Origin of the sequence: Micromonospora sp. NPDC005237, assembly GCF_040607775.1 — a bacterium.
GTDB lineage: Bacteria > Actinomycetota > Actinomycetes > Mycobacteriales > Micromonosporaceae > Micromonospora.
The window spans coordinates 129,867-153,768 of sequence record NZ_JBEXHJ010000010.1 but is presented as its reverse complement, the minus strand read 5'-3'; the positions used below and the strand labels follow the sequence as shown (position 1 = coordinate 153,768).

Below are 23,902 nucleotides of genomic sequence, written 5' to 3'. Positions count from 1 at the left end.
TAGGGGCAGAATGGCGGCCATGACCATGCCCCGACGCCGTCCGGGCCGGCCCCGGCGCGACGAGACCCGACCGACCCGCGAGGTGGTGCTCACCGCAGCCACCGCGCTGTTCGCCGAACGCGGCTTCGACGCCGTCGGGCTGCGGGAGGTCGCCGCCGCCGCCGGGGTGGACGTCGCCACGGTCGCTCACCACACGGGTACGAAGGCGGCCCTGTACGAGGCGTGCTTCGCGCGGGTGTTCGCCGTCGAGCGGGAGGTCCTCACCGAGGCCGCCGCGCGGGCCCGCGCGGCCCTCGAATCCGGGCCGGACGCGGCGCGGCGGGCGCTGCACGACCTGGTGGACGCGTTCGTGGACTTCCTGGAGGACCATCCGGAGACCACCGCGCTGTGGCTGCGGCGCTGGTTGGAGCCACAGCGGCACGCCGAGCTGGACCAGCGCTACTCCGAGCCGCTCTACCGGCTGGTGGCGGAGCTGCTGACCGCCGCGGCGTCCGCCGGCGCGCTGGCCGAGCCGACCCCGCACATCACCGTGCGCAGCCTGGTCTGGGCGACGCACGGGCACGTCGTGGCGCTGGCCGCGGGCGCGCCGGGCGCTCGGGAACGGCGCGAGTTCCGGGCGTTCGTGCTCCGCCTCCTGGACGGGCTCTACGGACCCCCGGGCCCTTGACGGGCCGCCGCCACCCGACGATTATCCATCGGACGTTGGATTAATTGGGGGCAGCGATGCAGGCACCACCCAGGGTTGCGGTGATCGGCGCCGGCGCGGCCGGGCTCGCCGCCGTCAAGGCACTGCGCGACGCGGCCGTCGCGGTGGTCTGCTTCGAGGCCACCGACCAGGTCGGCGGCCTCTGGGTGTACGGGGCGCCCGACTCGCCCGCGTACCGCACGCTGCACCTGAACACCAGCCGCGGCCGCACCGAGTTCGCCGACCACCCGATGCCCGCCGACTGGCCCGACTACCCGGACCACACGCGGGTCGCCGGCTACCTGGCCGACTACGCCGACCGCTTCGGGCTGCACGACGCCATCCGCCTGCGGCACACCGTCGAGCGGGTCACCCGGCGACCCGACGGCACGTGGACGGTCGCCGCCAGCGGGCCGGACGGGCCGGTCGAGGTCACCGTCGAGGCCGTGGTCGTCGCCAACGGACACAACCGGGCGCCCCGGCTGCCCGACCCGGCGTACCCCGGGGCCAGCACCGCCGAGCAGCTGCACAGCCACGACTACCGGGGCCCCGAGCAGCTGACCGGGAAACGCGTCCTGGTCGTCGGGGGTGGCAACTCGGCGATGGACATCGCGGTGGACGCCTCGTACGCCGCCGAGCGGACCCTGCTGTCGCTGCGCCGGGGCGTCTGGGTGGTGCCCAAGTACCTGCTGGGCCGCCCGTCGGACACCCTCAACGGCGCGCTGGCCCGCCGGCTGCCGTGGCGGCTACGCCAGCGCATCAGCCAGGCGATGCTCACCGCCACCGTCGGCAGCCCCGCCCGCTACGGGCTCCCCGCGCCCACGCACGGCTTCCTGCAGGACCATCCGACACTCTCCGACGGGCTGCTGTCCCGGCTGACCCACGGCGACGTCGAGGCCCGCCCCGGCGTCGCCGCCCTCGACGGCGATCGGGTCGAGTTCACCGACGGCCGCGCCGACGAGGTCGACCTGATCGTCTGGTGCACCGGGTACCGGGTGGAGATCGGATTTCTCGACCCCGAGCTGCTCGGCGGCGGCGCCGACACCCTGCCGCTGTACCGGCACGTGTTCCACCCCGAGGCTCCCGGCCTGATGTTCGTCGGGCTGATGCAGTCCACCGGCTCCGCGTTCCCCCTGGTCGAGGCGCAGGCCAAGCTGATCGCCGCGCAGCTCGCCGGCCGGTACGCGCTGCCGGACCCGGCTCGGCAGCGGGCCTCCTGCCGGGCCGAGCTGCGGGCGGCGACGGCCCGCTGGGGGCAACGCCGCCCGGCGATGCGGGTGGACTTCGACGCCTACCTGGCCGAGCTGACCCGGGAACTGGCTTCGGGCGCCCGCCGCGCCCGCCCGGCCGGAGCGCGCCGGTGACGGGCCTGACCGGCCGGCGGGTCCTCGTCACCGGCGCGAGCGGCACCTTTGGCCGGCACCTCGGCGCCGCACTGCACGCCGCCGGCGCCCGGGTGGTCGGGCTCGACCTGCGCGCGGGAGGCGACGACGACCTGCCGGTGCTCGGCTGCGACCTGACCGACCCGGCCGCCGCCCCCGCCGCGGTGCACGCCGCCGTCGAACGCCTCGGCGGGCTCGACCTGCTGATCAACAACGCCGGGGTCGGTGGCCCCGCCCCGGCCGAGCTGCCACCCGACGAGGTGGTCCGCCAGCAGTTGGAGGTCAACCTGCTCGCCGCGTGGCGCACCACCGCCGCCGCGCTGCCCCCGCTGCTCGCCGCGCGCGGCCGGGTGATCTTCGTGGCCAGCCGGATGGCGGTGCTGCCGCTGCCGCTCGCCGCCGCGTACGGGGTCAGCAAGCGGGCCCTCGTCGCGTACGCCGACGCGCTGCGCCACGAGGTGGGCACCCACGTCGGGGTGAGCGTCGTCTACCCGAGCATGGTGGCCTCACCGATCCACGACAGCACCGCCGAGGCCGGGCTGTCCCTGCGGGGAGTGTCCCGCCCAGAGCCCGTCGAGGGTGTCGTCGCGGCGATCCTGCGCACCGCCACCGCCCGACGGGCGCCCCGGGACGTGGCGACCACCCGACGCGGCCGGCTGGAGATGGCAGTCGGCCGGCACGCGCCCGCGCTGGCCGACCGGCTGGTGCGCCGTACCCTCGCCGCCCGGCTCGCCGCCGGTGACCTGGACGCCGCGCCGCTGGCCGCCGGGATGCTGCGCCGCCACCGGGGGCGGTGACCGCCAGGTCAGGGCGTGGCGACCGCGGCGCGGGACCGGTCGGCGGCGATGCGCACGGCCAGCGCCGCGAGGGCCGTCCCGGTCACCCAGCGCTGCACCCGCAGCCACACCGGCCGGCGGGCGAAGAAACCGGCCAGCGCGCCGGCGCTGAGCACGATCAGCGCGTTGACGCTCAGCGCGACGGTGATCTGGGTCAGGCCCAGCAGCAGGCTCTGCGCCGCCACGTGCCCCCGCGCCGGGTCGATGAACTGGGGCAGCAGCGACACGTACAGGATGGCGATCTTCGGGTTGAGCAGGTTGGTGACCAGGCCCATGGTGAACAGCCGCCGTGGCGGGTCCGGTGGCAGCGGCGCGGGCGTGAACGGCGACCCGCCGCCCAGGCGCAGCGTGCGCCACGCCAGCCACAGCAGGTAGCCCGCGCCGGCCAGCTTCACCACCGCGTACAGCGTGGGGACCAGGACGAACACGGCGGCCAGGCCGGCGACCGCGGTGGCCAGGTAGACGCCGAACCCGGCGGCCACCCCGAGCAGCGAGATCAGCCCGGCGCGGCGGCCCTGCGCCACCGAGCGGGAGACCAGGTAGACCATGTTCGGGCCGGGCGTGAGCACCAGTCCCAGCGCCACCAGCGCGATCCCCAGCAGCGCACCCGTGCCGATCATGACGTTGCCCCCGTTCGCCGCCGCCTGGAGGAGAACCTAGACCGACCGGCGGCCCCGGCCCAGGACCACCTCACCGATGGTGGCCTGCGAATCGGTCGCGCGGGCGCAAACCACCTCGCGGGAATGGTCACGCGCCTGGGCGCGCTGACCTGTGGCACGTGTGTCGTCGCGAGCCGGAGGCGGCGCGTTACGGTGGCCAGGGAGGTGCCGCAGGGTGACCGAGGCGTGGGACGCGGCCGTGGAGGCGCAGATCCGGGGAGCCGTGCAACGCGGCGAGTTCGACAACCTGCCCGGCATGGGCAAGCCGATCCCCGGGCGCGGAATGCCGTACGACGAGTCGTGGTGGATCAAGAGTTTCCTGGAGCGCGAGAAGCTACCCAGCGACCTGCTGCTGCCCACCCCGCTGCAACTGCGCCGGCGCATCGAGCAGGTCCCCGACGAGATCCGTGGCCTGCCCACCGAGCAGTCCGTGCGGGACTTCGTGGGACAGCTCAACACGCAGATCGTCGCCTGGCTGCGCAACCCCGAGGGGCCTCGGGTGGCCGTGCGGCCGGTGAACGCCGACGAGGTCGTCCGTCGCTGGCGTGCCGAGCGCGCCGGACCCGAGGTAACGGTCGCCGCCACCGACCCGGCCGTCGCGCCGGCCCGCCGAGCCCGCCGGCGCTGGTGGCTGCGCTGGCGCCGCCGGGGCTGAGAACGGATCAGTCCACCGCCGCGCGCCACGTCCAGGACGTGCGCCGTGCCCGACCGGGCAGCTCGCCGCGACCGGTCATCCACAGCAGCACGTCGGGCGCGGCGCCGGCCGGGGCGTCCGGGAAGAGGCGCCGCAGCACCAGCGCGCTCAGTCGGGGCGACGGCCGCCACGGCACACCGAGGCCGAGGGTGATGTCGTGGGTGTGCAGCAACGTCTCGGCCACCCCCATCGCGGCGAAGCCGGCCGGGTCGCAGGGGCCGAAGTGCCAGGCCCGCGCGTCCGGTGCGGCGGCGTCGACGGCGACGGCGAGCAGCCCGGCGCAGGCGCGCGCCACGTCGAGCACCCGCGCCGGGTCCGCGGTAGGGGAGACCCGCAGGTCGTACGGCAGGTAGCCGTCCGATGCGAGGCCGGTGACCTGGCCGGCGTACGCGAGCAGGTCGTGCGCGATGTGCGCCGCGGTGGTCCAGCAGCTCCACGTCAGCGTGCCGGCGGGCACCGACCAGTCGCGTTCGCGGTGCGGCGTCAGCGCCCGTGTCATCTCGTCGGACGCCTCCCGCAGGTCGGCGCCGGTCACCGTGGACACCCGTGGCCCCGGTGGCCAGCACCGTGGAAGGTCGATCCGTGCAAGAATCCATCCTCGCAATCGGGGGAGGCGAACAGGATGTTGCCCAGCCTGGTGGTGGACACGACGGTACTGCCGCCGCCGGAGCGGTTCGATTTCTGGTACGCCCTGGTCGCCCAGGAGGCTGCGCCCGCGCACATCACCAGCGCACGGCTGGACAACTTCGTCGCGTACGCCCAGGCCATCGACCTCGGCCGGATCCGGTTGACCTCACTGCGGTACCCCTCGCTGCACGCCACCCGGCCCGCCGGGCTGGTCCGCCGAGCCGAGGCGGACATCTACCAGCTCGCGCTGCCACTGACGGGTCTCAGCACCCTGGTCCAGGACCGCACCGAGACCACGCTCGTCGCCGCCAGCCATTTCACCCTGCTGGACACCGCGCGCCCGTACATCGCCCGGCACCGCGCGGACGGCCCCGGTCTCGCCGCGACGATCACCGTGCAGATACCCCGCGCGGCGCTGCCGTTGGCACCGGACCGGCTGCGCCACCTGCTGGCCACGCCGCTGCCCGCACGCCTCGGCGTCGGCGGGCTGTTGACCCACCACCTGCGCAGCATCGCGGCCCACCCGGAGCAGTACGAGGCGGCGCAGGCCGAGGTCCTGGGCACCGTGACGCTGGACCTGCTCGCCGCCACGCTCGCTCAGCACCTCGACATCGAGGACACCCTCTCACCGGAGGCCCGGCACACCGCCCTGCGCGCCCGCGTCGTCGACTTCATCGACCGCCACCTCGACAGCGCCGAGCTCAGCCCGCGTAGCGTCGCCGCCGCCCACCACATCTCGCTGCGGTCGCTGCATCGCCTGTTCGAAGGGGAGGCGACGACGGCTGCCGAGCTCATCCGCGCCAAGCGCCTGGAGCGGTGCCGGCGTGATCTCAGCAACCCGCTGCACCTGCGCCAGCCGGTCCATGTCATCGCCGCACGCTGGGGGTTTGCGGACAAGGCTCACTTCAGCCGCCTCTTCCGTGCTCGCTACGGACGTTCACCGCAGGCGTACCGGATGGCCATCGCGCACCGAGAACGGTGACTGATTCCCCGGCCGCCCGTTCTTTCCTGCACCGTGGCGAGGCGGCCGGGTGTGCGGAACCGCTGGCGCCGCCGGCGATCGGTCGGGTCGTCCGCCACGAAGTCACGGACAGCGGCGCGGATGGTCTCGCCGTACGGGTCGTCCGGTAGCTGCGCCAGGTGTTCGCGGGCTCGGGCGAGGCATTCCCGGGCCGGGCCGGTGTTGCCCAGCCGCCGGTGGCAGTCGGCAAGGTTCAGGTACAGCGACGGCAGGAACGCCTGCACCTGGAGCGCGGGCAGGTAACGCTGGGCGCGTTCGGCGGTCAGCTCGGACACAGCGGCCAGGGCCCGTTCGTCCCAAGCCAGCTCCGCCTCGGTGGTGTCCTGCAGGTCGGCGAGGTGGTGGGCCAGGGTGCAACGGTGCAGGGCGTCACCGGCGGGGCCGATCTCGTCCCACAGCGTGGTGAGCAGCTCACGGGCCTGGGCGGGTGCGCCGGTCTGGCCGAGCTGCACCGCCTCGATGATGCGGGTCATGGTCGGATCGGGTGCCAGCTGGTCGTTCACGTCGCCGATGCTCGGGCCTCGACCGGGTCGAGGGTCAAGCGGATGGCGGCGCCGGTTCAAAGAACTGGACGCGATCATGTACGGGCTTGTAGCTTGCAGGGGACCGCGACACCGCCCGAGGAGGTGAGACCCATGAACGCTCGTTCGATGTGGGTGCTCCCCCTGCCGTCACGGTTTGGGCGACTGACGTAGGTGTCGCCGGGAGCGCCTCTCACAACAAGGCACTCCCGAAAGGCCACTCCTGTGCCCTCCGCGCACTTAACCGCCGAACCCCCGTCGACCGACACGGGCCGGCGCGACCCCATCGTGAACGACGCCTCCGAACTTTCATCGCCGAGCCCCATCTTCGATGTGATCATCGCCGGCTGTGGGCCGACGGGTGCGATGCTCGCCGCCGAGCTGCACCTGCACGACGTGCGGGTCCTCGTCCTGGAGAAGGAGACCGAGCCGACCTCGACCGTCCGGATCGTCGGCCTGCACATCCGCAGCCTCGAGTTGATGGCGATGCGCGGACTGCTGACCCGGTTGCTCGAGCATGGACGAAAGCGTCCGGCCGCCGGCTTCTTCGCCGCCATCAACAAGCCCGCGCCCACCGGGCTGGACTCCGCGTACGCCTATCTGCTGGGCATACCGCAGCCGGTCATCGAACGTCTGCTCGAACAGCACGCGATCGATCTGGGCGCGCAGGTCCGGCGCGGCCAGGCGGTCACCGGTCTCGCGCAGGACGACGAGGGTGTGACCGTCGAGCTGTCCGACGGGCAACAGCTGCGCACGCGCTACCTCGTCGGCTGTGACGGCGCGCGCAGCACGGTGCGCAAACTCCTGGGCGTCGGTTTCCCCGGCGAGCCCGCGCGCACCGAGACGCTGATGGGCGAGATGGAGGTGGGTGTGCCGCCGGAGGAGGTCGCCGCCACGGTGGCCACGATCCGCGAGACCCATAAGCGATTCTGGCTCCGTCCCGCAGGCGTCGGCGTCTACAGTGTCGTGGTCCCAGCGGCGGACGTCAGCGACCGCGCGCGACGGCCCACGCTTGAGGACTTCAGACAACGACTGCGGGCCGTGGCCGGAACCGATTTCGGCGTGCACTCCCCACGCTGGATGTCCCGCTTCGGCGACGCCACCCGGCTGGCCGAGCGGTATCGGGTCGGGCGGGTGCTGCTGGCCGGCGACGCCGCCCACATCCATCCGCCCATCGGCGGGCAGGGCCTCAACCTGGGTGTCCAGGACGCGGTCAACCTCGGCTGGAAACTGGCCGCGCAGGTCCGTGGCTGGGCACCGGAAACGCTGCTGGACACCTATCAGGCCGAACGTCATCCGGTCGCCGCGGACGTGCTGGACAACACCCGAGCCCAGACGGAACTGCTGTCCAGCGAACCGGGCGCGCAGGCCGTACGCCGGCTGCTCACCGAACTGATGGATTTCGACGAGGTGAACCGCCATCTCCTGGAGAAGATCACCGGGGTCGGGATCCGGTACGACGTCGGCGAGGGCCCCGACCTGCTCGGCCGCCGCCTGCGCGACGTCGACCTGCGGCACGGCAACCTCTACGCCCTGCTGCACCGCGGCCGCGGCCTGCTGCTGGACCGCACCGAACGCCTCAGCGTCGGCGGCTGGTCAGACCGGGTCGACCACCTCGCGGACCCGACCGCGGACCTGGACGTTCCGGGTGTGCTGATGCGCCCAGACGGTCACGTCGCCTGGATCGGCGACGACCAGCAGGACCTGGACGATCACCTGTCGCGCTGGTTCGGCGAGCCCGCCGACCAGGGTCGCCGACTCTGACGGAAGACCGGTGTTGCGCCACGCGGCGGGCGGCCGAGCGTCGGCGTCAGTCGAGGACTGGCGTCGATCGCCCCTCGTCCACGGTGTACGCGCCCGTGGAGATCACGCCGAGGGTCGTGGGCGTCAGAACAGGCGTTTCCCGGTTCCGACGACGACCGGGTACTGCGGTGTGTCACTGGAAGGGGATATACCTCAGAGTCATATTCATACCTCTGAGGTATATCGCTTACCGGCGCGGCAGCGCCCAGGCGGGCCTGAGACGCGCTTTCGCGCCTGCGATGATCTGCCTGGTGTAGCGCCTGCACGAGCCTCCAACTGCCGTGGACCTGGAGCTCTCGGCCGGGAAGCTCCTTGAGCCGGCGCGCGGCGTCGACGATGCCGGTGCGGCAGGCGGAGGCTAGCTGCCCGGCCGCGGGCCGGTCTTGTACAGGACGACATCGTCGGGTCGTCGCCCGCCCGTAGCCCTCGCGCGGTGCGCCCGACGTAGCGCCGCAGCGCATGTGCCAGGTGAGCCTGGTCGAAGTACCCCAGCGCCTCGACAACCGCGTACCAGTCGAGACCGTCGCGCAGCATCGTGGCCGCGGCGTTCGCACGGTCGATCTGGGTCACGGCGGTCCGCGGCAGGCCGGTGATCGCGCGGTGCTGCCGCTGGAGGGTCCGCGTTGACCGCGTCCGCATCGGTGTCGCGATGCGTGAATCGCAAGCCCAAGGCCCCTTCATAGCGTTCTGGCGTCGTCGGCTCCTGAGCGTAGAGGAGCGAGCAGCGGGCCAGTCGGCGCTCATTTTCGGTTTACCAGTAACGATAATCCGATAATCCACTCCCACAAAAAGGGCATACCGTGCGCACATCATAATGACAGTTATTGTGCGTAAGGGGTCAGGATGGTGTACGCGCGAGATCGCGGCTGCTGTCCAGCCTCGCGGAGCGCGGACAGCTGGTGCCCATCGGGCCTGACGAGGCTCTACCGCAGGAGGCCGCGGCATTAGTGTTCGACCGTGGATTGCTACGCCTGTGACCAGAATCGGCGGATCGACACCCTGCCGGCCCGTGAGCTCGTCGCCGCTGACGAGCACTGGCGGGTCGCCCACGCGTTCGACTCGACCTTGCCCGGGTGGCTGGTGCTCGTTCCGCGCCGGCACGTGACGTCGATCGCTGAGCTGTCCGACGCCGAGGCGGCCAGCCTCGGCACGTGGCAGGTCCGGCTGTCGCGCGCCCTGCACGCCGTGACGGGGTGCGCGAAGACCTACGTCATCCAGCTCGCCGAGAAGGAAGGTTTCGCCCACGTGCACTTCCACGTGGTGCCACGGATGCCAGATCTCCCGGCTGATCGCCGCGGCCCTGCGGTCTTCGGCTACCTGAACGCCGCCGAGGGTGACCGCCTTGACGAGGCGCAGCAGGATGACATCGCCGCCGCGCTCCGCGCACAGCTCGACCCGGCGCGATGAGGAGCTGGTGACGAAGCCCTATCCCGGGACGTACGCCGAGCGGGCCTGAGCCACCTCGGCTGCCTGGCGTTCGCGCCAGCGGCGCTGGCTGTCCCGGTTGCAGGCGCGGCACGTGCGGCGGTACCGGCCCGTCGACTCGTCGAGTTCGCGCTCGTGCCCGTTGCGGCAGGTCGGCGTCTGCGTTCTCGTGCGGCATTTGTCCGCGTGGCTGACCTGCCGCAGGTGGGTGGGCTCGACGCAGTCCTTCGCGGGGCAGAGGTGGTCGACCTCCAGGTCGGGGTCGTACCCGCCGACGAAGACGGCGTACGCCGCGATGTGCGCCCAGGCTCTGCCGGCGACCTTCTGGTAGACGCCGCGCTGTGAGCCGTAGCCGCGGATGATCAGGCAGCCGTCGGCCTGCCGGACCGAACGCTGCAGCAGATACTCACGCAGACTGTCCTCGGTGAAGTGTCGGGACAGGCCGTTGACCCCGCTGAGCACGCCGTCACCCTATCCGGGGAGGCGGGCCGCCTGCTCGGGCAGGTCCACGTCGGTGCCGTCGGCGACGTCGGCGCAGGGGACCAGCCGTACCTCGTCGTCCCGGGCCCGCAGGTAGTCCCGCGCGCCCCGGTCTCCGGTGGCCGCCTCGGACGCGCCGGCCCAGTGCCGTCGGCCGAGCAGCACCGGATGCCCGCGCCGACCGTCCGCATAGGTGGCCACGGCGAGGGAGTCGGCGGTGGCGTCGCGGGCGACGCGGCGTACCGCCTCGGGGGTGAGGCCGGGCATGTCGACCAGGGTGACCACGACGGCCACGGCCGGACTGGCCGTCAGGGCGGACAGCCCGGCCCGCAGGGACGAGCCCAGGCCCGTCGCCCAGTCGTCGTTGAGCACCACCACACCGGGCAGTCGCGTCCGGGAGCGGACCTGGTCGGCCTGCGCGCCGAGCACCACCATGACCGGTTGGCAGCCGGCGGCCGTGAGGATCGCCGCCGCGTGGTCCACCAGGAGTCGCCCCCGGTAGGGCAGGAGGGCCTTCGGCATGCCGAGTCGACGCCCGGCGCCGGCCGCGAGGAGCAGTCCCGCCGTCACCATGGGCCGAGCGTAGTCAGCCGCGCGCCCCTCGGCGTCGGATCGGGATGGGCTTCCGGGGGTGAACTGGTCGGCCGGGACCGCTAGCATGCATCTCGTATCTGCTGTCACGTATTTACGGTGAGGTGCCGGATGACACCGGACGAGACGTCGGCGTGGCAACGACTCTGCCCCCTGCCGATGGCCCAGGTCGACCCGCTGCCGGCGATCGCCCGTCACCTGGGTCACCCCGACACCGCCCGCCGGCTCGCGGCGGCCGACGCGGGGCGCACACCACCGGACGACGTCCTGGCCGAGCTGCGGGAGATCGGCGTCGCCGCCGTGTACGACCCCGACAGCGCCACCGCCGTGCACGTCAACGCCCTCAACGCGCAGGCCGCGCGGCACAGCGGGAGCCTCGCCATCACGCTCGGGGTCAACGCGCTGGCCCTGCTGCCGCTCTGCATCGCCGGCACGCCGGAGCAGCGCGATCGGGCGGGCGCGGTGCTGCGCGACGGTGGCGCCGCCGCCATGCTGCTCACCGAGCTGGCGCACGGCAGCAACCTGGCCCGCACCGGCACCCGCGCCGACCCGGTCGACGGCGGGTACCGGCTGACCGGGGAGAAGCAACTGATCAACGGCGGCACCCGGCACGACCTGCTGGTCACCCTGGCCCGGCTTGCCGACACCGACCGCTTCGGCCTGTTTCTCGCCGAACGCGACGACACGGTGACGGCCCTGCCCCGGTGGCGGACGCTGCCCGCCGTTGCCGCCGACATCTCCGGCGTACGGTTCGCCGGCACCCCGGCCCAGCCGATCGGCGCGCCCGGCGACGGGCTGACCATCCTGCAGCTGACCCTGGCGCTGTCGCGGGGTGGCATCGGCTCACTCGCCTCCGGCGCCGCCAGCGGCGCGCTCGCCCAGGCCGTGCGGTACGCCCGCGAGCGCGACGTCTACGGCGAACCGATCGTGCACCTCGGCGCGATCGCCGAACACCTCGTCCGGGCGGCGGCCCTCGACGTGCTGGTCGCGGCGACCGCCGTGAAGGCCACGTTCCTCATCAACGCGCTCGGGCCGGCCGCCGCGTACGCCGCCGCGGTGGCCAAGTACGCCTGCTGCGAGCTGGCCGAGCAGGCCGTCACCGAAGGCCGCGCGGTGCTGGGGTCGCGGGCACTCGTCGAGGAGTTCGGGTACGCGGCGCGGGTCCGTGACGTGCTGCTCTACGGCGTGTTCGACGGCACACGCCACATCCTGCTGGATCAGTTGCAGTGGCGGTTGGAACGCTTCGCCGCCGGCTCCGACCGCTCCGGTGACGGCTATCGGGTGCTGGCCGAGGCGTACTCCCGGACACCGCAACCGCTGGTGCGGGCCGCGCGGCTGCGGCTGCGGCCGTACGCCCCGGGCCCGGCGGCCCGCGCCGCGACGCTCGCCGTCCGGACCGGTCGTCCGGCGGTGGCCGCGCTCGGCGCGCTTCTCACCCGCCTGGTCGACCTGGTCGGGGAGGCCCGCCGCGACGGGCGGTGGGCCGCCGACCAGGCCTGGCGGTTCGCCGCCGCCGGCGTCCTCGCCGAGGCCGAGGCGCTGCTCGCCGCCGTCGAGCTGATCGACCCCGAGTGCCGTGCCGTCGCCGGCCTGCCCGGGCGGGCCGCCGCCCGGGACGAGGCGGCGCTGGGTTACGCGCTGGGCTGGCGCGGCGCCGACCTCGCCACCCGGGTCCAGGTGCTCGCCGCCGACCTGCGCGCCGACCGCCCGGCCGGCACGGCACACGGTCACCCGGACCTGGTCGGCGCGTTCGCGGGCGAGCTGGCGCCGGCCCGTGCCGCGCTGCGCCACTGGCTGACATCGCCACCCGCCGAGCGGGCGGCGACGGACGCGCTCGCAGGACCGCCGACACCGGACGGACCCGACGGCGACGGCGTGACCGGCAGATCCGCGACGGCGGACCGGCTCAGCGCCGGCATGCGGTGATGGCGCGTCAGGGCGCGTCACCGGACCGGCGGTTGCGGGTGGCGGGACAGGAAGCACCGCCGGAGCGGCGGCTGCGGGTGGCGGTCGACGTCGCCGGCGCGGATCTCGGGCCGGAGCCCGTCGTCGCCGGCGCGCTGGCCGCGGCCGCCACGGTGGACATCACGCTGGTCGGCCCGCAGGCGCTCATCCGGCCGCTGCTGCCCGGCGGTGTCGCGCCGGCGGGCGTACGAGTGGTGCACGCCCCGGACGTGGTCGGCATGGGTGAGGATCCGGTGGCCGCGACGTACGCCAAGCGGCGCTCCTCGCTCCTGGTCGCCGCCGGGGAGGTGGCGGCGGGTCGGGCGGATGCCATGGTGACCCCGGGCAACACCGGCGCGGCGGTGCTCGCGGCCGCCGTCCGGCTGGGTCGGGTGCCGGGGGTGAGCAATCCGGCCCTGGCGACGGTGCTGCCGGTGCCGGGCGCCGGTCCGACCGTGCTGCTGGACATCGGCGCGACGGCGGCGGCCGTACCGGAGTGGCTGGTCGAGTTCGCGGTGCTGGGCGCGGAGTACGCGCGGGGGCGGCTGGGGCTTGCCCGGCCGCGGATCGGCCTGCTGTCCAACGGGCACGAGGCGGTCAAGGGCGGGCCGGTCCGCCGCGACGCGCACCTCCTGCTGGCCACAATGCCCGGTTACAGCGGTCAGATCGAGGCGTACGACGTGCTCGGAGGCCGGGTCGACGTGGCGGTGACCGACGGGTTCACCGGCGACGTGGCGTTGAAGATGTACGAGCGGACGTTGGACGCCACCGTCGGCCTGGCGCTGGACGCGGTGCGGGCGTTCTCACCGATCGGGGCGCTGGCGCGTGAGCGGCGGCGGCGGGTGACCCGGGCGGTGCGCGACGGGCTCGCGGCCGAGCCGGGGGGAGCGCTGCTCGGGGTACGCGGTGTGTGCGTGATCTGCCACGGAACGGCCACCGCGGTCGACGTCGAGGCGAGCGTGCGCATCGCCGGGGAGTGCGTCCGCTCGGGTGTGGTCGAGCGGATCGCCGCCGCCTTCGCGGCCTCGTCGCGCCAGCGACTACGTAGCCGGCGCAGCCCTGTCGACGGGTGAGTTATCCGTTCTCGTATCTGGCTTTACACAGACAAGCGTTGATATGGTTCCGGGATTCCTGGCATGAGGGTGGTGCGATGTCACAACAGTTGATCCAGGTCAGCGATCTGCGCCGGTCGTTCGGCGCGACGGCGGCGGTCGACGGGGTGAGCTTCGAGGTGGACGCGGGCGAGGTGGTCGGCCTGCTCGGGCCCAATGGCGCGGGAAAGACCACCACGATCCACTGTCTCACCACGCTGCTGAAGCCGGACTCCGGCACCGCCCGCGTCGCCGGCTTCGACGTCGTCGCCCAGGGCGCCGAGGTGCGCCGCAGCATCGCGGTCACCGGCCAGTTCGCGGCCCTCGACGAGCTGCTGACCGGCCGGGAGAACCTGGTGCTGTTCGGCCGGCTGCTCGGGCTGGGCCGGCAGGCGGCTGCCGCCCGCGCGGACGCGCTGGTCGACCGCTTCGACCTGGGTGAGGTGGCGGGCAAGGCGGTGCGCACCTACTCCGGTGGCCTGCGCCGCCGCCTCGACCTGGCCGCGAGCCTGGTGGTCGACCGACCCGTGCTGATCCTCGACGAGCCGACCACCGGCCTCGACCCGCGCAGCCGGCGGGCCCTGTGGGAGGTCGTCCGGGAGTTGCGCGACGGCGGCACGGCCGTGCTGCTCACCACGCAGTACCTGGAGGAGGCCGACCAGTTGGCCGGGCGGGTCCTGCTCATCGACCACGGCCGGGTCGCTGCGGAGGGCACCCCCGACGAGCTCAAGCGTCAGCTCGGCGGCGCGGTCTGCGAGGTGCGGATCGAGGACCCGCGGGCCCGGGCGGTCGCGGCCGGGCAGCTACGAGTGGCGTTCGAGGGGCTGACCGAGGACGAGGACGTGCTGCGGCTGGCCGCCGGCTCCGGCACGCTGACCGAGGTGGTGCGGCGGCTGGAGTCGGCGGGTGTGGAGGCCGACGACGTCACCGTGCGGCGGCCCACCCTGGACGAGGTGTTCCTCTCCCTGACCGTGCCCGTCGACGCCGAGAAGGCGGTCGGGGCGGACGCGGCGGGAGCCGGCCGGTGAGCACCACGACGGCGGTGGCGGCCAGCGGGCCGCGGCAGTTCGCCGTCCTGGCCGCCCGCAACCTGCGGCAGGCTCGCGCGGGCCGGTCGGTCGGCCTGACCGTCGTGTTTCCGCTGACGTTCTTCGCCGGTTTCATGGTGGTCTTCCAGCGGCTGATGTCCGACTACGGGATCGCCTACGAGCAGTTCCTTCCGCCCGCGATCGTCGTGCAGACCACCGCCCTGGTCGCCATGTCGGCCTGCTACCTGATCGCCGGCGACGCGCGCAGCGGGCTGATCGCCCGGTACCGGACGCTGCCGATGAGCGCGGTCGTGGTGCCGCTGGCCCGGCTCGTGGTGGACGCGGCCCGCGCCGCCGTCGCGGTGGCGGTGATCCTCGTCGCCGCGGTGCTCGTCGGTTTCCGGTTCACCGCCGGGGCGGCCCGCGCCGCGGGCTTCGTCGCGCTGGCGGTCGGCTTCGCGGTGGTGCTCGCGGCGGGCTGCGCGGCCCTGGGGCTGGGCGCCCGCGACCCCGAGCAGGTGTACTCGGCGCTGACCCTGCCGTACCTGGTGCTCATCACGGTCTCCACCGCCTTCGTCCCGGTCGACGCGTTTCCGGGCTGGCTGCAGCCGGTGGTCGAGGTGTCACCGTTCTCCGCCCAGGTCGACGCGTTGCGCGCGCTGTCCACCGAGGGCGCCGACGAGAGGGTGTGGCCGGCGCTCGTCTGGCTGCTGGTCCTGGGGCTGCTGTTCGGCGCGGCCGCGGCACGTTCGTTTCGGAGGAGCCGATGAGTACCGTCACGCAGGCCTCGCTGTTCGCCGGGCGTAACCTTCGCCGGTTCTTCCGGGCGCCGCCCGCGCTGGTCTACGCGTTCGCGTTCCCGGTGCTGCTCCTGCTCACCCAGTACGCGGTCTTCGGCCGGATCGTCGGTGACGGCGACCGGCAGCACTACCTGGAGCGGTTGGCCCCGCTGGTGGTGCTGTCCACCGCCGCGTTCGGGTCGCCGTCGAGCGCCGTCGGTTTCCTGCGCGACCTGCGCGGCGGGCTGGTCGACCGGCTGCGCACCATGCCGGTGGCGCCGGGGGCGCTGCTGGCCGGTCGGGTCGTCGGTGACGTGCTGCGCATCGTCGGCATCGGAGCGCTCACCACGGGCGTGGCGATGCTGCTGGGTTTCCGGTTCCGGGAGGGGCCGCTGGCCGTCGTCGGCTTCTTCGCGGTGATCGCGCTGTTCGGCCTGCTGTGGGCGGCGATCGCGTTGTGGCGGGGCTCCGGTCCCGGTGACGAGGAGTCGCTGCCGCCGTCGCTGACCGGCCCGGCGACCCTGCTGTTCATCTTCTCCTCGGGGTTCGTGCCGGTGTCGGCGTTCCCCTCGGTGGTGCAGCCCGTGGTGCGGGCCAACCCGTTCTCGGTCGCCACCGAGGCGCTGGTCGGCCTGTCCAGTGGCGGGCCGGTGCTGTGGCCGGTGCTGCAGACCCTCGCGTGGGTGCTCGGGTTGGGCACGGTCTGCCTGCTGGTGGCGGTGCGCCGGTTCGGCCGCCGCGCCGACGGCTGAGCCCTCGTCAGACGGGGCTGGCCATCCGATAGAGCATCTGCTGCCCGCCGGTGGCCAGCAACAGCCCGCTGTCGGACCAGACGCGGGCGCGGGCGCCGAGCACCCCACCGGTGGCGGCGGCGGCCTCACCCTCCACCAGCAGCCAGCCCGTGCCGTCGTCGCCGCCCTGGAAGCCCACGTACAGGTCCATGCTCGGGGCCATGAACGTGGTCCGCTCGAACGCCTGCACCACCGCCGGGAACTGCACCACGTCGACGGCGAAGACCAGTCGGGCCGCCGCCAGCCAGGGGTCCGCGTCGGCCGGCAGCTCCTCGTGCAGCCGTAGCCAGCCCCGGATGGTGGGCACGCCGTCGCGTTGCGGCTGCCAGCCGCCGGCCGGCCAGCCGGCCAGGCGTACCTCGTAGCACCGCTCCCAGATCGGCAGCACCGGCAGGCCGTCGCGGCGCATCAGCTCGACCAGGGTGGGCAGCTCGTCGGGTTTGGGCAGGTCCGGTGGCGGCATCCAGCGCCGTTCGGGGCCGAGCAGGCCGGCGGCGATGGTCCAGACGTACGCGGCGAGCAGGATCCGGCCGCGCTGGCGCAGGGTGACGTGCAGGGCGGCGGCGCGTCGGGTGCCGTGCACGCGGGTGACCTCGACGTCGACCTCGCCGTAGCGCGGCGGCGCGAGAAACTGGCAGCTCAGGCTCACCGGCAGCATGGCGCCGGCCTCCTCGCCCGCCGCGCGCAGCGCGATCGCGGCCAGGTAACCGCCGTTGGGCCCCCAGACCGACCAGTCCTCCGACAGGTGGGCCTGGTAGTGACCGGGCGCGGTCTGCCGTACCGCGGCGTCGTCCGCGAGACTGGCCATCGAGGACCCCTTCCGGCGTCGGGACGCGTGAAAACAAGATACTGCAGATCAAAACCAGATACGAGTACGATGCGGCGCATGGATCTGCGTGACAGCGCCGAGGAGGCCGAGTTCCGGGCGGGCCTGCGTGCCTGGTTGGCGGACGCGGTGCCGGTGACCGCCGGCCCGGACGGGGCGCCGCCGCAGGGCCGGTGGGGCGACATCGAGGCGGTGCGGTCGTTCACCCGCGCGCTGCACGCCGCCGGGTACGCGGGCCTGACCTGGCCGGCCGAGCACGGCGGGCGCGGGTTGTCCCCGGCCTACCAGGCGATCTACCTGGAGGAGACAGCCCGGGCCGAGGCCGCCGAGCACATCGGAGTCATCGGCCTGGGCATGGTCGGGCCGACCATCATCGCCTGCGGGTCGCCCGAGCAGCGCGCCTGGTATCTACCGCGCATCCTCACCGGGGACATCATCTTCTGTCAGGGCTTCTCCGAGCCGGAGGCCGGCAGCGACCTGTCCGCCGTGCGGACGCTCGCGCGCCGCGACGGCGACGAGCTGGTGGTGACCGGGCGCAAGGTGTGGTCGTCGTACGCGCACCTCGCCGACCACTGCCTGCTGCTGGCGCGCACCGACCCCGAGCAGCGCCGCCACCGCGGGCTGACCTGCCTGCTGGTGGACCTGCGCTCGGCCGGCGTCACGGTGCGCCCGATCCGCCAGATGACCGGCGAGGCCGAGTTCGCCGAGATCGAGTTCGACGAGGTGCGGGTGCCGCTCGACGCGGTGGTCGGTGCGCTCGACGACGGGTGGCGGGTCGCGATGACCACCCTCGCCCACGAGCGGGGCACCTTCGGGTTCACCCTGACCGCTCGGCTGGACGTGGCGTTCCGCCGGCTGGTCGCGACCGCGAAGGCCCGCGGCCGCGACACCGACCCGGTCGTACGCGACCAGCTCGCCGCCCGCTACGTCGAGTTGGAGGGTCTGCGTTGGACCAACCGGCGGGGGTTGGCCGCGCTGGCGCGTACCGGGGTGCCCGGCCCGGAGACGTCGGTGATCAAGCTGCGCTGGTCGCAGGCGCACCAACGGCTCACCACCCTCGCCGTGCAGCTGCTCGGCGACGACGCCGAACCGGACGGCTGGGACCGCTACTGGCGGCACCAGATGTTGCGCAGCCGCGCCAACACCATCGAGGGCGGCACCTCCGAGGTGCTGCGCAACCTGGTCGCCGAGCGCGTACTGGGCCTGCCCCGGTCGTACTGACCGCCGACTCGCCCACGACGAGGGGAGACCTCATGGACTTCGCACTGACCGGTGAGCAGGAGGCGCTGCGGGACACCGCGGCGAAGTACCTCGCCGATGACCGGGCCGCCGACGACGGCCAGGCGTGGGCCGAGGTCACCGACCTGGGCTGGCTCGACGCGGAGCTGGGCACCGTCGAGTTGGCGCTGCTCGCCGAACGGATGGGCTGGGCGCGCAGCCCGGCACCCTGGTGGGCCACCGTGGGCCTGGCCGGCCCGGCGCTGCGGGCGGCGGGCCGGCCGATCGCGGCTCCCGCGACGCTGGCCTGGGCGTGGGCGAACGGCCCCGGCACCCTCGCCGAGGCGGTTGCCGCCGCCCGCCGACCAACAGGCGCTCGCTCGTCGACGGACGCCCCGCGGGTCGGCTGCGCCGCCGCAGCCGACGGGACGCTGACCGGCCGCGCGGTCCGCGTGCCACACGCGCTCGACGCGGTGGACCTGGTGGTGGCCGCGACCGGGGCGTCCGGCGTGGAGCTGCGCCTGGTCGACGCGTCGGCGGTGCAGGCGACGCCGGCCGGTGCCGGCGGGCAGGCGCTCGATGAGAGCCGCACCGTCTCGACGGTGGAGCTGACCGGCGTACCCTCGACGCTCCTCGTGGCCGCGGACGCCGCCGCCGACGTGCTCGCGCTGACCCGGCGGCGGGCCCTGGCGCTGCTCGCCGCCGAGGCCGTCGGCGTGGCGGCGAGGGCGCTGACCTGGGCCAGCGGGTACGCCGCCACCCGCACCCAGTTCGGAGCGCCGATCGGCGCCAACCAGGCGGTCGCGCACCCCCTCGCCGAGTGTTACGGCCAGGTCGAGACGGCCCGGTCGCTGGCCTACCGGGCCGCGTGGGCGGTCGACGCCGAGCCGGGCCGGGTCGCCGACCAGGCCGTGCTCACGGCCAGCGTGGCCGCCCGGGAGGCCGCGATGACCGCCTGCGAGGTGGCCATCCAGACCTACGGCGGCAGCGGCTTCACGTGGGAGCAGCCGCTGCACCACTGGTACCGCCGGGCGTGGTGGCTGGCGACCTTCGACGGCACGGTCGCCGACACCCGGGCCGAACTGGCCGGCCTGTTGCTGGACGACTGACCCGGCCGCAGGCGCGCGGGTCCGGCTCACGCCGCCCGCGCGTCGGGGATCAGCCGTCGGTGGTCAGGACGAGCCGGGTCGGTAGGAGCCGAAGCTCCACAGGTTGCCCTCGGCGTCGCGGACCGAATAGCCCTGGCCGCCGTAGTCCTCGTCGCGGAGCTTCTGCACGACCTCGGCGCCGGCGGCGACGACCCGTTCATAGTGCGCCGCCACGTCGTCGAGCACCACGTAGGTCGCGGCGGGCCCGGTGTCCAGAACGAGCCGGCCGTCGCTGCCGTCCGTCTGCGAACCGAGCATGACCATGCCGTTGCCCCAGGTCAGTTGCGCGTGACTGATGGAGTCGTCCGGGCCGGGGACGACCAGCTCCGCGCGGAAACCGAGGACGTCGACCAGCCACCGGATGGCGGCCGGCGCGTCTCGGTAGCGCAGGGTGGGGATGACTTCCGGGCCTCTGCTCATACCCGAGAGTCTAATGAAGAATCGCGGATAGCACATGTGATGCGTCCTGGCATGTCGTGTGTTCGGCTACGCTGAGCCCATGCTTCGCTACGATTTCGTGGTCGTCGGCGCGGGCGCGGCCGGCGCGGTGCTCGCGGCCCGCCTGAGCGAGGACCCGGGCCGCTCGGTGTTGCTGCTGGAGGCCGGCCCCGACCTCGTCGGGGCCGCGGTGCCCGAGGCGTTGCGGACCGGCTCGGTGGAGGCCGAGGACGGCTTCGACTGGCCCCTGCGGGCGACCGTCGCCGCCGGGCGGGAGGCGCCGCTGCGGCGCGGCCGGGTGGTCGGCGGCTCCACGCAGATCAACGACCGGGGCGCGATGCGGGCCCCGGCCGCCGACTTCGTCTCCTGGGGCGCCCGCGGCCTGCCGGAGTGGGACTGGCCGGCGGTGCTCCCGGCGTTTCGGCGCTTGGAGGCCGACCAGCAGTTCGGCGACCGTGACCACCACGGCGCCGACGGGCCCGTACCGATCACCCGGTGGCCGCGCGGTGAGCTGACGCCGGCGATGGACGGCTTCCTCCAGGCCACGCTCGGCCTGGGCCACGACTACCAGGAGGACATGAACGCCCCCGACGCCGTGGGCATCGGGATGTACCCGCAGAACCGGCGCGACCGGCTGCGGATGTCCACCGCCCTCACCCACCTCGACCCGGCCCGGTCGCGGTCCAATCTGGTCGTTCGCGGCGACGCCGAGGTCGAGCGGGTGCTGCTCGACGACGGGCGGGCGGTGGGTGTGCAGGTCGCGGGGGAGCGGATCGACGCCGGGGAGGTCATCCTCTGCGCCGGCTCGCCGTACACTCCGGCTCTGCTGCTGCGCTCGGGGATCGGCCCCGCCGACGAGCTGCGCGCCGCCGGCATCACGCCGCTCGTCGACCTGCCCGGCGTGGGCGCGGACGTGATCGATCAGCCCGGCGCGATCATCCTGGTGGTCCCCGAGCCGGAGACGATCGGCGGCGACTGGCCGCGTACGCAGCTCATCGCGCGGCTCGCCGGCATCCCGGGCCACGCGGCCGACCAGGCGTTCTACCTGAGCCTGTTCACTGGCATGAGCACGTCGCGGGGCGCCGGCGCGGGTCTGGACCGGATCATCGGCGTCGACCAGGTCAACACCGTGATGATCGGCGACATGGCGATGGCCTCGCGCGGACGCATCTCGGTGCGCGACGCCGACGGGGCGAGCCCACCCGTGGTCGACCTCGGGTTCTACACCGCCGAGGGTGACCTGGCCCGGATGCGCGACGCGTACCGGCACGCGTGGGAGATCGCCAACCAGGCCGCCTTCACCAAGACCGTCGCCCGGTTCGCGCTCGTCGACGACGCGGTGGTGGGCGACGACGAGCAGCTCAACCATCTGCTGCGCGCCACCACGTACAGCCGGTTGAACCTGGTCGGCGGCGCGCGGATGGGCGCGGCGGACGACCCGGGCGCGGTCGTCGACGGGCGGTGCCGGGTACGCGGCGTGGCCAACCTGCGGGTCGTCGACGCCAGCATCGTTCCGGTGCCGCTGCGCGCTCCGGCCGCGTTGACCAGCATCATGATCGGCGAACGCGGGGCCGAGCTGATCGCGGGCTAGCGTCGCGGCAGCGCCGACAGCGCGACGGCGGGGTTGCCCACCACCGCCCGCGCCACGGAGACGTAGCCGTCGAGCAGGCGTACGGCGTCGGCCGGGGCCAGCCGTGGCGTGTGGAACAGCACCACCCGCAGGCCGTCGCCGCGCGGGGCGAGCGCCAGCTCGGTGCCGAAGCGGCTTCCGATCGCCTCGGGGACGAGCAACTCGAACTCGGTGTCGCCGACGCGTACGCGGTGTGACAGCTCGGCCATCATCTGGAACACCACGTCGTCGACCCGGCCGCCCAGGTTGGCGCTGCCGGTGGCGACGGCCTGGTAGGGCTGCTCCTGGTTGGCGAACGCGGCGGCGGTGGTCGCGTGGGTCGCCTGGAGCAGGGCCGCGAAGGTGGCGAACGGCGGCAGCCGGGTGCGCAGCACCACCATGTTGGCGCAGAACCCGACGGTGCGTTGGCTCTCCGGCCGGGCACGGTTGGCGAACAGCGAGGCGACGGCGAGGTCACCCTGCCCGGTGACCCGGTGCAGGACGGCGTAGTAGACGGCCAGGGCCACGGTGAACAGCGTCGTGCGGTGTCGCCGGGCCAGGGCGCGCAGCCCGTCGGCGACGTCGGCGTCGAGGTCCCGGGCCAGCACGCCGGGGGTGGCGTCCGGGGGCGGCTCGCGATACGGCAGGCGCGGCAACCGCAGCCCGGTCAGCTGACCGCGCCAGAACTCGCGTTGCCGGTCCAGCTCCGTGCCGGCCAGCCGACCCTCCTGCCAGGCCACGAACTGCGGGTACTGCCAGCGCACCGGGGGCAGCGCGGCCTGCGCGTCGGCGTAGAGGGTGCGCAGCTCCTCGAAGAGCAGCCCGCACGACCACGCGTCGGTGACCAGATGGTGCATGGTGAAGCACACGGTCACCTCGCGGTCGCTGACCCGCCAGGCGGTGGCCCGGGTCGGCCACTGTGTCACGTCCACCCGGGTGGCCAGCTCGGTGGTGACGGCGTCGTCGGCGGCGGTGTGCGGATCCGGCTCGCCGCGCAGGTCGACCACCCGCAGCTCGACGGGTCGCGGATCGTGCACGAGCTGGGACAGCCGTGGTCCGCGTCCCACGACTGTGGTCCGCAGCGCCTCGTGCCGCGCGGTCAACGCGGTGAGCGCCCGTTCCAGCGCGGTCAGGTCGACCGCGCCGCCGCTGAGGCGGCACAGCAGCGGGCAGTTCAACGCCCCGTGGTCCGCCCGGTAGTGCTCGATGATGCCGAGCAGCCGCTGTCCCACGGAGGCCGGTACGGGTCGGGGGGCCACGCCACGACGGTACCGCTCGTCGTTGTATCTGTCATCAAGGGTCTGGCATCTTGTGTTTTCTCTCGGTACCTTGGGCGCATGTCTGGTCTGTCGGTGACCACCCCCGTGCGTGCGCAGCTGACGTGGCACTACGAGTCCGAGATGCCCCGGGTCCTCTCCCTGTACGAACGGGCCAAGAGCGCACAGTGGAACGCCAGCACGGATGTCGACTGGTCGATCGAGGTGCCGTTCGGTGAGCCGCTGCCCGACGACTCCGCGTTCGCCATGGCGTCGTTCGAGGCGTCCCCGCTGGCGCGGCGCGGCCGTGGAATGTGGGACACGTTCCGCTGGGAGCTCCAGTCGTGGATGGTGAGCCAGTTCCTGCACGGTGAGCAGGGCGCGCTGGTGGTCGCCGCGCGCCTGGTCGAGGTGGTGCCCGACCTCGACAGCAAGTACTACGCCGCGAGTCAGGCCGCCGACGAGGCCCGGCACGTCGAGGTGTTCTCCCGCTACCTGCGCGAGAAGGTGCCGCATCCGTACCCGATCAACCCGGCGCTGTCCGAGCTGATCGAGGACCTGCTCTCCGACTCCCGGTGGGACATCACCGCGCTGGGCATGCAGATCGTGGTCGAGGCCCTCGCGATGGCCGCGTTCCGGCTCGCCAACAGCACCTTCCACGACCGCCTCATCTGCGACATCACCCGCCTCGTAGCCCGCGACGAGGCCCGGCACGTGTCGTTCGGGGTGCTGTCGCTGGAGGGCATCTACCGCGAGATGACCAGCGCCGAACTGGCCGACCGCGAGGAGATGGTGCTCGACTCGGCGAGTCTCATGCGCCGTCGGTTCCTGCTCGAGGACGTCTGGGACCGCATCGAGGTCGACCGGGGCGAGGGCGTCGACTTCGCCGCGCACAACGAGCTGATGATCAAGTATCGGCAGGCCATCTTCGCCCGCGTGGTCACCGCGCTGGCCAACATCGGCCTGCTGACTCCCCGGGTCCGCGACGGCCTGCAGCGGCTGGACCTCATCGGGTTCGCCGACCGCTCGATCCGCGTTCCCCGCGCCTGA

23 protein-coding genes and 1 pseudogene are annotated in these 23,902 nt (G+C 73.6%); 16 read left to right on the top strand and 8 right to left on the bottom strand.

Annotation, left to right across the window (positions count from 1 at the left end; genetic code table 11):
• Positions 1-19: 19 nt before the first annotated feature.
• The 3 genes from ABZT87_RS26550 to ABZT87_RS26540 are packed head-to-tail and all read left to right on the top strand — an operon-like array spanning position 20 to position 2,864.
• The gene (locus ABZT87_RS26550) at positions 20-667 is read left to right on the top strand and encodes a TetR/AcrR family transcriptional regulator (RefSeq protein ID WP_355138958.1); all 648 of its coding nucleotides are present in this window, start codon (positions 20-22) and stop codon (positions 665-667) included.
• 56 nt (positions 668-723) lie between these two features.
• Positions 724-2,049: an NAD(P)-binding domain-containing protein gene (locus ABZT87_RS26545; RefSeq protein ID WP_355138956.1), complete on the top strand. Its 1,326-nt coding sequence runs from the start codon at positions 724-726 to the stop codon at positions 2,047-2,049.
• Positions 2,046-2,864, top strand: a complete 819-nt coding sequence (locus ABZT87_RS26540; RefSeq protein WP_355138954.1) for an SDR family NAD(P)-dependent oxidoreductase — start codon at positions 2,046-2,048, stop codon at positions 2,862-2,864. The genes ABZT87_RS26545 and ABZT87_RS26540 overlap by 4 nt, the downstream gene beginning before the upstream one ends.
• 8 nt (positions 2,865-2,872) lie before the next feature.
• Here ABZT87_RS26540 and ABZT87_RS26535 read toward each other — a convergent pair whose 3' ends face one another.
• Complete coding sequence (locus ABZT87_RS26535) at positions 2,873-3,523, bottom strand: LysE family translocator (RefSeq protein ID WP_355138952.1); 651 nt, start codon at positions 3,521-3,523, stop codon at positions 2,873-2,875.
• A 214-nt stretch (positions 3,524-3,737) separates the two neighbouring features.
• On the opposite strand from ABZT87_RS26535, the gene ABZT87_RS26530 reads away from it, so the two are divergent.
• A complete protein-coding gene (locus tag ABZT87_RS26530; protein WP_355138950.1) occupies positions 3,738-4,217 on the top strand; it encodes a DUF1992 domain-containing protein in 480 nt (159 codons plus the stop codon).
• Between the two features lie 7 nt (positions 4,218-4,224).
• Here ABZT87_RS26530 and ABZT87_RS26525 read toward each other — a convergent pair whose 3' ends face one another.
• Positions 4,225-4,791 carry a maleylpyruvate isomerase N-terminal domain-containing protein gene (locus ABZT87_RS26525; protein ID WP_355138948.1) on the bottom strand — a complete coding sequence of 189 codons (567 nt, stop codon included), beginning with the start codon at positions 4,789-4,791 and terminating at the stop codon, positions 4,225-4,227.
• Positions 4,792-4,878: 87 nt separating this feature from the next.
• On the opposite strand from ABZT87_RS26525, the gene ABZT87_RS26520 reads away from it, so the two are divergent.
• Entirely contained in the window at positions 4,879-5,865 is a 987-nt protein-coding gene (locus tag ABZT87_RS26520) for a helix-turn-helix domain-containing protein (protein ID WP_355138946.1), read from the top strand.
• A 113-nt stretch (positions 5,866-5,978) separates the two neighbouring features.
• Here the strand turns inward: ABZT87_RS26520 and ABZT87_RS26515 are convergent.
• Positions 5,979-6,377: pseudogene (locus ABZT87_RS26515) on the bottom strand (hypothetical protein); the annotation flags it as partial.
• A gap of 372 nt (positions 6,378-6,749) precedes the next feature.
• Between ABZT87_RS26515 and rox the strand changes: the two are divergent.
• Entirely contained in the window at positions 6,750-8,189 is a 1,440-nt protein-coding gene (rox, locus tag ABZT87_RS26510; RefSeq protein ID WP_355139081.1) for a rifampin monooxygenase, read from the top strand.
• Between the two features lie 996 nt (positions 8,190-9,185).
• Entirely contained in the window at positions 9,186-9,635 is a 450-nt protein-coding gene (locus ABZT87_RS26505; RefSeq protein WP_355138944.1) for an HIT family protein, read from the top strand.
• A gap of 18 nt (positions 9,636-9,653) precedes the next feature.
• Here the strand turns inward: ABZT87_RS26505 and ABZT87_RS26500 are convergent, their stop codons facing one another.
• Together ABZT87_RS26500 and ABZT87_RS26495 are read right to left on the bottom strand one after the other, a co-directional pair.
• The gene (locus ABZT87_RS26500; protein ID WP_355138942.1) at positions 9,654-10,115 is read right to left on the bottom strand and encodes an HNH endonuclease; all 462 of its coding nucleotides are present in this window, start codon (positions 10,113-10,115) and stop codon (positions 9,654-9,656) included.
• Positions 10,116-10,124: 9 nt separating this feature from the next.
• Positions 10,125-10,706, bottom strand: coding sequence for a nucleotidyltransferase family protein (locus tag ABZT87_RS26495; protein WP_355138940.1), 582 nt, complete (start codon positions 10,704-10,706; stop codon positions 10,125-10,127).
• Between the two features lie 129 nt (positions 10,707-10,835).
• On the opposite strand from ABZT87_RS26495, the gene ABZT87_RS26490 reads away from it, so the two are divergent.
• The 5 genes from ABZT87_RS26490 to ABZT87_RS26470 all read left to right on the top strand — a co-directional run bounded on the left by ABZT87_RS26490 (position 10,836) and on the right by ABZT87_RS26470 (position 16,318).
• The gene (locus ABZT87_RS26490; protein WP_355138938.1) at positions 10,836-12,650 is read left to right on the top strand and encodes an acyl-CoA dehydrogenase family protein; all 1,815 of its coding nucleotides are present in this window, start codon (positions 10,836-10,838) and stop codon (positions 12,648-12,650) included.
• Complete coding sequence (locus tag ABZT87_RS26485) at positions 12,650-13,741, top strand: phosphate acyltransferase PlsX (RefSeq protein ID WP_355138936.1); 1,092 nt, start codon at positions 12,650-12,652, stop codon at positions 13,739-13,741. The genes ABZT87_RS26490 and ABZT87_RS26485 overlap by 1 nt, the downstream gene beginning before the upstream one ends.
• A gap of 77 nt (positions 13,742-13,818) precedes the next feature.
• On the top strand, positions 13,819-14,787 hold the full coding sequence (locus ABZT87_RS26480; protein ID WP_355138934.1) for an ATP-binding cassette domain-containing protein: 969 nt from the start codon (positions 13,819-13,821) through the stop codon (positions 14,785-14,787).
• Positions 14,784-15,557, top strand: coding sequence for an ABC transporter permease (locus ABZT87_RS26475; protein WP_355138932.1), 774 nt, complete (start codon positions 14,784-14,786; stop codon positions 15,555-15,557). The genes ABZT87_RS26480 and ABZT87_RS26475 overlap by 4 nt, the downstream gene beginning before the upstream one ends.
• A complete protein-coding gene (locus tag ABZT87_RS26470; RefSeq protein WP_354860764.1) occupies positions 15,554-16,318 on the top strand; it encodes an ABC transporter permease in 765 nt (254 codons plus the stop codon). Before ABZT87_RS26475 ends, ABZT87_RS26470 begins: the two co-directional genes overlap by 4 nt.
• Positions 16,319-16,325: 7 nt before the next feature.
• Here ABZT87_RS26470 and ABZT87_RS26465 read toward each other — a convergent pair whose 3' ends face one another.
• Positions 16,326-17,165 (bottom strand): thioesterase family protein, encoded by an 840-nt coding sequence (locus ABZT87_RS26465; RefSeq protein WP_355138930.1) that lies wholly within the window; start codon positions 17,163-17,165, stop codon positions 16,326-16,328.
• A 78-nt stretch (positions 17,166-17,243) separates the two neighbouring features.
• Here ABZT87_RS26465 and ABZT87_RS26460 point away from each other — a divergent pair, with 78 nt between their 5' ends.
• Together ABZT87_RS26460 and ABZT87_RS26455 are read left to right on the top strand one after the other, a co-directional pair.
• A complete protein-coding gene (locus ABZT87_RS26460; RefSeq protein WP_355138928.1) occupies positions 17,244-18,404 on the top strand; it encodes an acyl-CoA dehydrogenase family protein in 1,161 nt (386 codons plus the stop codon).
• Positions 18,405-18,436: 32 nt separating this feature from the next.
• Positions 18,437-19,510 carry an acyl-CoA dehydrogenase family protein gene (locus ABZT87_RS26455; RefSeq protein ID WP_355138926.1) on the top strand — a complete coding sequence of 358 codons (1,074 nt, stop codon included), beginning with the start codon at positions 18,437-18,439 and terminating at the stop codon, positions 19,508-19,510.
• Positions 19,511-19,573: 63 nt separating this feature from the next.
• On the opposite strand, the gene ABZT87_RS26450 is transcribed toward ABZT87_RS26455, so the two are convergent.
• Positions 19,574-19,969, bottom strand: coding sequence for a VOC family protein (locus ABZT87_RS26450; protein WP_355067498.1), 396 nt, complete (start codon positions 19,967-19,969; stop codon positions 19,574-19,576).
• A 79-nt stretch (positions 19,970-20,048) separates the two neighbouring features.
• On the opposite strand from ABZT87_RS26450, the gene ABZT87_RS26445 reads away from it, so the two are divergent.
• On the top strand, positions 20,049-21,578 hold the full coding sequence (locus ABZT87_RS26445; protein WP_355138924.1) for a GMC family oxidoreductase N-terminal domain-containing protein: 1,530 nt from the start codon (positions 20,049-20,051) through the stop codon (positions 21,576-21,578).
• Here ABZT87_RS26445 and ABZT87_RS26440 read toward each other — a convergent pair.
• Positions 21,575-22,855, bottom strand: coding sequence for a condensation domain-containing protein (locus tag ABZT87_RS26440; RefSeq protein WP_355067502.1), 1,281 nt, complete (start codon positions 22,853-22,855; stop codon positions 21,575-21,577). The two genes, ABZT87_RS26445 and ABZT87_RS26440, sit on opposite strands and share 4 nt — an antisense overlap.
• Before the next feature lie 78 nt (positions 22,856-22,933).
• Here ABZT87_RS26440 and ABZT87_RS26435 point away from each other — a divergent pair, with 78 nt between their 5' ends.
• Positions 22,934-23,902, top strand: coding sequence for a ferritin-like domain-containing protein (locus ABZT87_RS26435; protein WP_355138922.1), 969 nt, complete (start codon positions 22,934-22,936; stop codon positions 23,900-23,902).

Excerpts from the sequence above, each read along its gene's own strand:
- ABZT87_RS26495 (WP_355138940.1), bottom strand. The coding sequence starts at position 10,706 with ATGGTGACGGCGGGACTGCTCCTCGCGGCCGGCGCCGGGCGTCGACTC.
- ABZT87_RS26480 (WP_355138934.1), top strand. The coding sequence starts at position 13,819 with ATGTCACAACAGTTGATCCAGGTCAGCGATCTGCGCCGGTCGTTCGGC.
- ABZT87_RS26435 (WP_355138922.1), top strand. The coding sequence starts at position 22,934 with ATGTCTGGTCTGTCGGTGACCACCCCCGTGCGTGCGCAGCTGACGTGG.
- ABZT87_RS26520 (WP_355138946.1), top strand. The coding sequence starts at position 4,879 with ATGTTGCCCAGCCTGGTGGTGGACACGACGGTACTGCCGCCGCCGGAG.
- ABZT87_RS26490 (WP_355138938.1), top strand. The coding sequence starts at position 10,836 with ATGACACCGGACGAGACGTCGGCGTGGCAACGACTCTGCCCCCTGCCG.
- ABZT87_RS26550 (WP_355138958.1), top strand. The coding sequence starts at position 20 with ATGACCATGCCCCGACGCCGTCCGGGCCGGCCCCGGCGCGACGAGACC.
- ABZT87_RS26465 (WP_355138930.1), bottom strand. The coding sequence starts at position 17,165 with ATGGCCAGTCTCGCGGACGACGCCGCGGTACGGCAGACCGCGCCCGGT.
- ABZT87_RS26545 (WP_355138956.1), top strand. The coding sequence starts at position 724 with ATGCAGGCACCACCCAGGGTTGCGGTGATCGGCGCCGGCGCGGCCGGG.
- ABZT87_RS26460 (WP_355138928.1), top strand. The coding sequence starts at position 17,244 with ATGGATCTGCGTGACAGCGCCGAGGAGGCCGAGTTCCGGGCGGGCCTG.
- ABZT87_RS26470 (WP_354860764.1), top strand. The coding sequence starts at position 15,554 with ATGAGTACCGTCACGCAGGCCTCGCTGTTCGCCGGGCGTAACCTTCGC.
- ABZT87_RS26450 (WP_355067498.1), bottom strand. The coding sequence starts at position 19,969 with ATGAGCAGAGGCCCGGAAGTCATCCCCACCCTGCGCTACCGAGACGCG.
- ABZT87_RS26535 (WP_355138952.1), bottom strand. The coding sequence starts at position 3,523 with ATGATCGGCACGGGTGCGCTGCTGGGGATCGCGCTGGTGGCGCTGGGA.
- ABZT87_RS26445 (WP_355138924.1), top strand. The coding sequence starts at position 20,049 with ATGCTTCGCTACGATTTCGTGGTCGTCGGCGCGGGCGCGGCCGGCGCG.
- ABZT87_RS26485 (WP_355138936.1), top strand. The coding sequence starts at position 12,650 with ATGGCGCGTCAGGGCGCGTCACCGGACCGGCGGTTGCGGGTGGCGGGA.
- ABZT87_RS26455 (WP_355138926.1), top strand. The coding sequence starts at position 18,437 with ATGGACTTCGCACTGACCGGTGAGCAGGAGGCGCTGCGGGACACCGCG.